Consider the following 9,160-nt stretch of genomic DNA (forward strand, 5'->3'; position numbering starts at 1 on the left):
CGAGCTCCAGGGAGAGGACCCCGTGCAGACGGGTCCAGAAGGCAAGGGCCTCACGGAGGACCGCGGGGCCGGCGGAGTGGCCGCGGGCCCAGTCGCGGTGGTCCGCCAGATGGGTGTCGAAGGACCTCGCCGGGCCCTCCCCCGGCAGGGCCGCGAAGGCGTCGAGCACCGTCGCCATCATCTCCGAGGTGATGGCGACGGTCTCCTCGGGCGCGTGATACCCGGGGACGGGGGTGCCGTAGATCAGGAAGTACCGCTGGGGGTGCCGCAGGGCCCAGCCGCGCAGGGCGTGTGCCAGGGCAGCCGGGCCGGCGCCGGTCCGGGACGCCTCGCGCAGGGCGTCGGCGAGACCGCGGTAGGCGTCCTTGACGAGTTCGGTGATCAGGTCGTCGCGTCCTGCGTAGTAGCGGTAGAGCGCGGGCCCGCTCATGCCGATCTGCTTGGCGATCGCGTTGAGCGAGAGGGCGGACGCTCCCGCCGTGGCGATCTGCTCCCAGGCACGTTCCTTGATCTCCGCCCGCACCTCGGCGCGGTAGCGCTCCCGCGGAGTCTTCGCCTGCGACTTCTCCATGGCCCGCGTCCTTTCTCACCGCAGCTGAACACGCCCAAAGTTTTGTTAGAAGGTATCACGCAGCCCGTTGACGGCCGATCGTGGCGGGTTATAGCTTCTAACGAACGCACCGGCTTGTAACCCATCTACCTCCCTCCGACAACACAGGAGACCTCCATGTCCGGCACGCGCAAGATCACCCTCCGTGGCGCCCTGCTCGCCTCCGCCCTCCTCGCCGCGACAGCCGCCCCTGCCGCGGCCGCCCCTTCCGACCCCGCCCGGCCCCTCACCTGCCGCGGCGAGGGCGTCGATCCCGACGCGCGGGTCCGCCACCGCACCGAGACCCTGATCCACGCCCCGCTCCGGACCGTCTGGCGGCTACAGACCGACGTGGAGCGCTGGCCCGCCTGGCAGCCCCCCGTGGAATCCGCCGAACGACTCGACCACGGGCCGCTGCGGCAGGGCTCGGCGTTCCGGTGGACGACGCCGCTCCCGCCCAACCCCGCGACCGACGCCACCAGCCTCGACATCACCTCCACCGTCCAGCAGCTCCGGCACGGCTCCTGCATCCGCTGGACCGGCCCCGCAGTCGCCGACGGGCTGCACATCGACGGCGTCCACGTGTGGACGTTCACCGAGGTCAGAGGTGGCGTCCTCGTACGCACCGAGGAGACCCACACCGGCGAGCAAGTCGACGCCGACGTTCCCGTCGCGACCGAGATCCTCGCCACCGGCCTCGAAGGCTGGCTGCGCGACCTGAAGACCGCCGCGGAGGACCGCTGCCGGGCATCCGCGGCCCGAGCCTGAAACCCAATGGCTTTTGCCTATAATCCTTAGGCAGGGGCATAATGGCCTTCGGCTGACGGGAGGCAGGTCATGGTGCGAGCAGGGCTGACGCCCGAGCGTCTGACCCGGGCGGGCGCGGAACTGGCCGACGAGGTCGGCTTCGACCAGGTGACCCTCTCGGCGCTCGCCCGGCGTTTCGACGTCAAGGTCGCGAGTCTCTACTCGCACCTGAAGAACTCCCAGGAGCTCAGGACGAGGATCGCCCTGTTCGCGCTGGAGGAACTCGCCGACCGGGCCGCCGCCGCGCTCGCCGGTCGGGCCGGCAAGGACGCCCTGGCCGCCTTCGCGGACGTCTACCGGGACTATGCCCGGGAGCACCCCGGCCGCTACGACGCCGCCCGGCTCCGGCTCGATCCCGAGACGGCCGCCGCCAGCGCCGGCGTGCGGCACGCGCGGATGACCCGGGCGATCCTGCGCGGCTACGACATCGCGGAGCCGGACCAGACGCACGCCGTCCGGATGCTGGGCAGCGTCTTCCACGGCTACGTGAGCCTGGAGCTGGCCGGCGGCTTCAGCCACACGGCCGTCGACTCGCAGGAGTCCTGGGCCTGGCTGCTGGATTCACTCGACGCCCTCCTACGCAACCAAGGCGGCCAAGACAATGAACACTGACCACGACACCGACAACAACACCGGCCGCGACTGGGTCACCACCCCCGTGACCGCGGACCTGCTGCGCGGTTTCCTCGACGTCGAGGAGACCGCGCACGGCCTGCTGCCGCACCGGCTGCCCGCCCGGGCCCGCCGGCAGATCCCCGACGGCGACCTGCTGACCGTGGCGGAGGCCCAGCCCTCCGGCGTACGGCTGGTCTTCCGCACCCGCGCCACCACAGTCGAACTGGACACCCTGCCGACCAAACGGGCCTACGGCGGCCTTCCGGACCCGGCGGACGGCGTCTACGACCTGCTGGTCGACGGCCGTCTCGCCGCCCAGGCCACCGTCGCCGGCGGCAACGTCCGCACGGTCGTCGACATGGTCACCCAGCGCGCCGAACTGCGCGAAGGGCCGCCCGGCACCGCCCGGTTCACCGGTCTGCCGGCCCGTGACAAGGACGTCGAGATCTGGCTGCCGCACACGGAGATCACCGAGCTGATCGCGCTGCGCACCGACGCGCCGGTCGAGGCGGCGCCGGACCGCGGACGCCGGGTGTGGCTGCACCACGGCAGTTCCATCAGCCACGGTTCCAACGCCGACCACCCCACCGCCATCTGGCCGGCGCTGGCCGCGAGCCGAGGCGAAGTGGAGCTGGTCAACCTGGGGTTCGGCGGCAGCGCGCTGCTGGACCCGTTCACCGCCCGCGCCATGCGGGACACCCCCGCGGACTTGATCAGCCTGAAGGTCGGCATCAACGTCGTCAGCGGCGACGTGATGCGTCTGCGCGCCTTCACCCCGGCGGTGCACGGCTTCCTGGACACCGTCCGCGAGGGGCACCCGACCACGCCGCTGCTGGTCGTGTCGCCCCTCCTGTGTCCCGTCCAGGAGGACACGCCGGGCCCGCTCGCTCCCGACTTCGACGGCGGGACGGTGCGGTTCAAGGCCACGGGGGATCCCGCCGAACGCGCCGCGGGGCGCCTGACGCTCAACGTCGTCCGCGACGCCCTCGCCCGGATCGTCGCGGAGCGGGCCGCCGACGACCCGCACCTGCACCATCTCGACGGCCGTGAGCTGTACGGCGAGAAGGACTACGCGGAGTTCCCGCTGCCGGACGCCATCCACCCCGACCCCGCCGGGCACCGCCGCATCGGCGAGAACTTCGCGCGGCTGGTGTTCGCGGACGGCGGGCCTTTCGCCGCCACGGCCGGCTGACCGCGCCGGGCACGGCCGCCGGCCCCGCTGCTCAGAGCAGGTCGCGCGGCACCCGTTCGTTCCAGGTCCGGGAGAAGACCCTGCGGCCGCCCTCCCAGCCGTCCAGCGTGGCGTCGACGAGGAAGTCCTCCTTGTCGCAGGTGAGCCGGGTGTGGGTGACGACGCGCACGTCCCAGTCGTCGCGCCGGAACCGCATGGTCCACGTGGACTCGCCGCTGACGGACGTGAAGTCGTCGGCGACGGCCGCGTAGCGCTCGTGGGCACGGCGGCCGACCTCCAGGCCGATCTCGTCGAAGCGGACGGTGCCGCCGTCCTTCACGATGTCCAGTTCGGCGTTGTAGCCGATCAGGTCGCGCTTCACGTCCCAGCGTTCCTCGGGGCGTGTCAGCCGGGTCGTGGTCAGGGGCGGGGTGCCCTCCGGCTCGTCGAACGGGTCGGCCGGCGTGTCGTCGGGCCGGTCCGGCGGGCGGACGGGCAGCGTGAGCGTGCTGGAGTGCTCGTACACGCTGAGCCGGGCGGGCTCGGGCGCCGGCCAGGCCAGCGGCCAGTAGGACGTGGACAGCGAGAGCCGGATGCGGTGTCCGGGCGGGAAGGTCTGCCCCACTCCGTTGAGCTGGACGGTGGCACGGTAGCGCCGGCCGGGCTCCAGTGCCTCGGGCTGTTCGGTGCTGTCGCGCCGGGTGAGGTTGAGCAGGCCGTAGGTGACCCGGGTGGCGGCTCCGTCGGGGTGGACGTCGGACAGGCGGGCGGCCACCATGGCGACCGGTTCGGACACCGACAGGTCGAGTTCCACGGTCGGCGATCCGAGGATCTCCAGCCGTTCGGTCAGCGGCTCGGTCTCGAAGACGAGCGAGCCGCCGTCCTCCTCCCGCTGGTCGTAGGGCAGGTCGGGCGGGGCGTTGTAGGAGGCCCACTTGCCGGCGAACTGGCCGACGGACAGCGGCGACTGCACGGTGAGCGCGTCACCGCTCCCGGCGCTCTCCGTCCCCGCGCCCTGCTCGACGGGCGGGCCGATCCGGTGCCGGGTGAGCGGGTGCGCGACCGGGTGGACGTGCGGGGACGGCCAGCTCGGGTCCGCCACCCAGCGTCCCGGCCGCTCCTCGTACGCCGTGGACGGCGGCACGCTGTCCTGCATCCAGGTCCGCAGCATGGGGCCGTCCATGACGCCGTTGTCGGCGCCCTTGAGCCAGTGGTCCCACCAGCGCACGACCTCCTGGAGGTAGCCGATGGCGGGGCCGGGCTCGCCCAGGTGCGGGAACTTGTGCGACCAGGGGCCGATCAGACCCTTGCGGGGCACGTCCAGGTGGGCGAGCAGCCGGGTGACGGCGTTGGAGTAGCCGTCCGCCCACCCGCTGGAGGCGAGCACCGGGCAGCGCACGGCACCGTAGTCCTCGGCGACGGAGGCGTGCCGCCAGTAGTCGTCGCGGCGCTGGTGGCGCAGCCACTCCAGCACCCACGGCCGGGTGTTCTCCAGCCGTTCGTGCCACATGTCGCGCCAGCGGTCACCGACCACGGCCGGATCGGGCGGGCAGGTGCCGTAGGCGAACATGGTGCCCGCCTCGGCCAGGTTGTCGGACAGCATCGCGCCGCCCATGTAGTGCATGTCGTCGGCATGCCGGTCGTCGGTGAAGGAGGCGATGACGACGGCCTTCAGGCTCGGCGGCTGCCGGGCCGCCACCTGGAGGGCGGCGAAGGCACCCCAGGAGATGCCCATCATCCCGGTGCTGCCGTCGCACCAGGGCTGGTCGGCGAGCCAGGCCAGGATCTCCTCGGCGTCGCTCTGCTCCCGCTCCAGGTACTCGTCCCTGAGCACCCCCTCCGACTCGCCGGTGCCGCGCAGGTCGACGCGGACGCAGGCGTAGCCGTGCCCGGCGATGTAGGGGTGGTGGATCGAGTCGCGCACGGAGGTGAGGTCGCGCTTGCGGTACGGGATGTACTCCAGCACCGCGGGCACCGGCTCCTGGTCGGACGACGTGGGGCGCCAGATGCGCGCCGACAGGCGGACGCCGTCGGACATCGGGATGACGACGTGTTCCTCTTCCTTGGTGGTGCAGGGCAGGTGGGTCACGTAACGCATGGTCCGGCGTACTCCTTGTCCTCACTGTCCGTCGCGCGGCTCGTCGAAGGCCAGCCCGAGCGCGGCCACGCAGTGGTCGTACTTCCCGCGCATGTCCTCTTCGTCGTCGCCGCCCGTGAAGATGTGCGCCACCTCGTAGCTGTAACTGTCCTGCTGGGACAGGTCGGACAGCCGCTGCCCCTCCTCGGGCAGGACGTGGATGCGCACCCCCGGTGTGTCGCGTTCGATGCGGGCGATGTCCTCGGGCGACGGCACGTTCCGCACGACGCCGTCGGTGAACCAGCGGTAGTACCACTTGGCCGCCATCGCGTACGGACCCTGCCGGTGCGGCATGCGCGGGTCCTCGCCCAGTGCGAGGGCGAGCATCGGGTGGTGGTTGGGCACGCCGTCCACGTACTGGAACAGCTCGGCGTGCGACTGGGAGTGGCGGGGGTTGATCTCCAACAGGTTGATCTCCTCGCTGCCCGGGTCGTAGAAGTACTCGACGCTGAAGGTGGCCGAGTCGAAGCCGATGCGGCGCATCACCCGCTCGGTGACGTCGTGGAGCCGGGTGATCACCTGCGGCGGCAGCATGGACGGGTACTGGTGGCGCAGGAAGCACGGGGAGTCCGGATAGTCGATGGAGTCCAGCGTGCCGTAGACGGTCACCTCGCCCTCGTGGACGTAGCCCTCCACCGCCACCTGGATACCGGTCAGCGACTCCTCGGCCAGGCACACCCGGCCGCCGACGCCCTCCATCTCGGGCGGCACGTCGATCCGGTCGAGGACGCGTTCGAAGGGGCGGCCGACCCGGGAGATCCCCTCGCGGATCTCGTCGACGGCACGGCGGAACTCCTCCTCGTCCTTCACGCCGAAGGCGAGTTCGGAGGAGTAGGACAGCGCCGGCTTCAGCCACATCGGGAAGCGCAGGTCACCCGGCGGGTGCGGCGGGTCGGCCTCCAGGTCGACGCGGCCGAAGCGCGGATGGCAGTCGGTGACCTTCCGCTGCTCCAGCCGGCTCCAGTACTTGTGCTCGCACTTGACGACCGACTCCAGGCTCGTGGTGCGGGTGCCGTAGCGCTCGCCGAGGATCGGCACCAGGGTGCTGACCGGGAAGTCCCAGTAGCCCACGATGGCGTCGATGCTCCCGTCGAAGGCGTCCAGCACCTGCTGCGCCTTCTCCGTGATGTCCGGCACGGACACCTCGCCGCCCTGCAACTCCTCGACCGTCAGCAGCGGGTGGAAGCGCAGCGCGTCGGCGCCCGGCACCGCCCGGAGCGTCGGAAGGTTGGCCTCGTCCAGGCCGATGACGAAGACGTTCTTCACATTCTGGTCAGACATGGTTCTCCTCCCCAAGATCGGCGGGGTACCCGGCCACGGTCCGGCCAACCTTCACGACGGCCCGCCCGGCTGGGGGGCGTGTGGCGGTGTCCGGAAGTGGGGACTGTTCAGGGCGATGGAGAAGGAGCCGCACGTGACGACGGACCCCGTCCGCGAAGAGTCCTGGACCGTCTACGGGCAGCGGCAGTTGGACCACGGCTGGTCGCCGCCCGTGCCCGACCGGATCGACTGGGGGTTCTGGCCCGGTGTGGGGCCGGGTGCGGAGGTGCTCGGGGACATCCGGGGCAAGCGGGTCCTCGACGTGGGTTCGGGGCCCGGCCACCACGCCGTCCACCTGGCCCGCGCGTACGGCGCGCGCGTGGACGGCGTCGACCTGTCCCCCACCCAGCACCGGCGCGCGCTGAACGACCACGGTTCGGAGCCCGGCGTCCGCTTCGTGTGCGCGGACGTCGCCGAGCACCTGCGGCGGACGCGGCCGTACGACGCGGCGTACGGCCTGCGCACGTTCGCCTGCGTCGATCCCCGTCATCTGCTGCCGGCACTGCGGGACGGACTGGTCGACGGCGCTCCCCTCGTCTTCTCGGCGCTGCACACCGACGCCGACGGGCTGGGCCCCTCCGAGGAGGTGGTGGAGCGCCCGGAGCTGGTCCGGCTGCGGCAGGAGGCGCCGATCCCCACCCTGATGTGGGTGCTCTCACCGCGGCTGTGGGAGGAACTGCTGAACGAGCACGGCTTCAGGGTCGAGGGGTGTGAGCTCCTGCGCGCCGCGGACGGGGACAACCGCACGGTGCTTCAGCTGATCCGGGCGCGGCGCCACCGGCCGGCCCGCGGCCCCGCCCTGTCCAGCCGGCCGCGGACCGATCGCCCGCCCGCGCCGCACGCCGCGATCGGTGTCGGCGCCGTCGTGCTCGGACCGCGCGGTCTTCTGCTCGGCCGGCACCGGCACGGCACCTGGGAGCTGCCCGGCGGCACCGTCGAACCCGGGGAGTCACTGCCGGAGACGGTCGTGCGGGAGCTGGCCGAGGAGACCGGGCTGCTCGCCCGCCCCGAGGACGTGACGCTGCTGGGCACGCTCGTCGACCACGTCGGTGACGTGGTGCGCGTCACCGTGGGCGCCGTCGTCTCCGCCTGGCGGGGCGAGCCCGGCGACCAGCCCGGCGAGAGCGTGGGCGACTGGCGCTGGTGGCCGCTGGACGCGCTGCCGCAGGGGCTGTTCGAGTGCAGTGCCCAGATCCTCACCTCCTGGCGTGACGACCTGCCTCGCATCGAGCATCCGCCCGCCCACTTCACGCCGTTCGCGGACGGGACGGGCTGACCCGGGCCCCGGCCGGGGGACCTCGTCCGGCCGGACGGCGCGTCGGCGAAGATGGTCGGCGTCAACCGTCCACGCCCAGCGAGGAGTCTTCGCCCCGATGGCCACTTCCGCCCCCGGCCCGAAACCGCCGACGATCGCCGACGTCGCCCGCGTCGCCGGCGTCTCGCGCACGACCGTGTCGCACGCCCTGAACGGGCTCGGCAAGGTCGACCCCCGGACCCGGGAGCGCGTCAGGCAGGCCGCGGCGGACCTCGGCTACCGGCCCAACCTCCGGGCGCAGCGGCTGCGGCGCGGCCAGGCGAAGGCCATCGCGCTGGCCTCCTCGATGCCGTTCGCGGTGGCGGGCGGGCCGTCCCGGCTCGGCTTCTACATGGAGGTCGCGGCGGCCGCCGCGGAGAGCGCCCTCCTGCACGGCTACGCCCTCGTCCTGGTGCCGCCCGTCCAGTCGGGTTCCGCGCTGTACTCCGTCGACATCGACGGTGCCATCGTGGTGGAGCCCGAGGCCGGCGACGCCGCGGCGGCCCAGCTGCGCGAACGCGGGCTGCCGTACGTGGCGCTCGGCAGGCCGGTGTCACCGGACGAGGACGCGCCCTACGTGGACCTGCGCGGCGATCTGGTGGCGGAGCTGCTGCTCGCCCATCTGCACGAGCAGGGCGCCGAACGCCCGGCGCTGATCGTCGGCTCCGGCACCCGGCACTCGTCCGTCGACGCGCTCGCCGCCTACGAGCGGGCCGCCGAGCGGTACGGCTGGACGCCGGTCGTCGCGAAGGTGCCCGAGTCGGGCGGTGAGCAGGCGGGGTACGAGCGGTGCGCCGCCCTGCTCGCCGAGCACCCCGAGACCGACGCGGTGTGCGCATTGGTCGACGCGTTCGCGGTGGGCGCGGTGCGGGCGATCCGGGACAGCGGGCGGAGGGTGCCGGACGACGTCATGGTCGTCACCCGCTACGACGGCCTGCGGGCCCGCACCTGCGAGCCGCCCCTGACGGCGGTCGACCTGCACCTGGACCGGGCGGCGGCCGACGCGGTGGAACTGCTGCTGGCACGACTGAGCGGGGACACCGCCACCCCGTCGGTGGCGGTGTCCCCGCAGCCACGCGTGATCCCCCGCGCCTCGTCGGTACGGGCCGCCCGGACCTGAGGTCCGGCACGGGCCGTTCGAACGCGAGGCCCCGTACGGGCCGCCCGGACCCGGGCCGGTGACCGGCCCGGCGGGCGGAGCGCCGGGCGGCGTGCCCGAGTCAGGGC

General features: G+C 72.8%; 8 protein-coding genes. 5 read left to right on the forward strand and 3 right to left on the reverse strand.

All coding sequences use genetic code 11. From position 1 onward, the window contains the following. Nucleotides 1–571, reverse strand: a 571-nt coding sequence (locus GTW67_RS29085) for a TetR/AcrR family transcriptional regulator (RefSeq protein WP_161167731.1), incomplete at its 3' end; no start/stop codon positions are given. Between the two features lie 156 nt (nucleotides 572–727). On the opposite strand from GTW67_RS29085, the gene GTW67_RS29090 reads away from it, so the two are divergent. From GTW67_RS29090 to GTW67_RS29100, 3 genes are all read left to right on the forward strand, one after another. Further along, the gene (locus GTW67_RS29090; RefSeq protein ID WP_161167732.1) at nucleotides 728–1,357 is read left to right on the forward strand and encodes an SRPBCC family protein; all 630 of its coding nucleotides are present in this window, start codon (nucleotides 728–730) and stop codon (nucleotides 1,355–1,357) included. A gap of 69 nt (nucleotides 1,358–1,426) precedes the next feature. After that, on the forward strand, nucleotides 1,427–2,008 hold the full coding sequence (locus GTW67_RS29095; protein WP_161167733.1) for a TetR/AcrR family transcriptional regulator: 582 nt from the start codon (nucleotides 1,427–1,429) through the stop codon (nucleotides 2,006–2,008). Beyond that, a complete protein-coding gene (locus GTW67_RS29100; protein ID WP_161167734.1) occupies nucleotides 1,998–3,203 on the forward strand; it encodes a GDSL-type esterase/lipase family protein in 1,206 nt (401 codons plus the stop codon). Before GTW67_RS29095 ends, GTW67_RS29100 begins: the two co-directional genes overlap by 11 nt. 31 nt (nucleotides 3,204–3,234) lie before the next feature. On the opposite strand, the gene GTW67_RS29105 is transcribed toward GTW67_RS29100, so the two are convergent. Continuing rightward, nucleotides 3,235–5,280, reverse strand: coding sequence for a CocE/NonD family hydrolase (locus GTW67_RS29105; RefSeq protein ID WP_161167735.1), 2,046 nt, complete (start codon nucleotides 5,278–5,280; stop codon nucleotides 3,235–3,237). Nucleotides 5,281–5,301: 21 nt separating this feature from the next. After that, entirely contained in the window at nucleotides 5,302–6,600 is a 1,299-nt protein-coding gene (locus GTW67_RS29110; protein WP_161167736.1) for an ATP-grasp domain-containing protein, read from the reverse strand. 133 nt (nucleotides 6,601–6,733) lie between these two features. Here GTW67_RS29110 and GTW67_RS29115 point away from each other — a divergent pair, with 133 nt between their 5' ends. After that, on the forward strand, nucleotides 6,734–7,915 hold the full coding sequence (locus tag GTW67_RS29115) for a bifunctional class I SAM-dependent methyltransferase/NUDIX hydrolase (RefSeq protein WP_346010771.1): 1,182 nt from the start codon (nucleotides 6,734–6,736) through the stop codon (nucleotides 7,913–7,915). A gap of 97 nt (nucleotides 7,916–8,012) precedes the next feature. After that, on the forward strand, nucleotides 8,013–9,053 hold the full coding sequence (locus GTW67_RS29120) for a LacI family DNA-binding transcriptional regulator (RefSeq protein WP_161167738.1): 1,041 nt from the start codon (nucleotides 8,013–8,015) through the stop codon (nucleotides 9,051–9,053). Nucleotides 9,054–9,160 lie beyond the last annotated feature (107 nt).

The organism is Streptomyces sp. SID5910 (assembly GCF_009862125.1).
In the GTDB taxonomy this organism is placed as follows: Bacteria; Actinomycetota; Actinomycetes; order Streptomycetales; family Streptomycetaceae; genus Streptomyces.

What these genes read in the sequence shown, in the direction of transcription:
- GTW67_RS29100 (WP_161167734.1), top strand. Translation starts at nt 1,998, where the DNA reads ATGAACACTGACCACGACACCGACAACAACACCGGCCGCGACTGGGTC.
- GTW67_RS29120 (WP_161167738.1), top strand. Translation starts at nt 8,013, where the DNA reads ATGGCCACTTCCGCCCCCGGCCCGAAACCGCCGACGATCGCCGACGTC.
- GTW67_RS29095 (WP_161167733.1), top strand. Translation starts at nt 1,427, where the DNA reads ATGGTGCGAGCAGGGCTGACGCCCGAGCGTCTGACCCGGGCGGGCGCG.
- GTW67_RS29090 (WP_161167732.1), top strand. Translation starts at nt 728, where the DNA reads ATGTCCGGCACGCGCAAGATCACCCTCCGTGGCGCCCTGCTCGCCTCC.
- GTW67_RS29110 (WP_161167736.1), bottom strand. Translation starts at nt 6,600, where the DNA reads ATGTCTGACCAGAATGTGAAGAACGTCTTCGTCATCGGCCTGGACGAG.
- GTW67_RS29105 (WP_161167735.1), bottom strand. Translation starts at nt 5,280, where the DNA reads ATGCGTTACGTGACCCACCTGCCCTGCACCACCAAGGAAGAGGAACAC.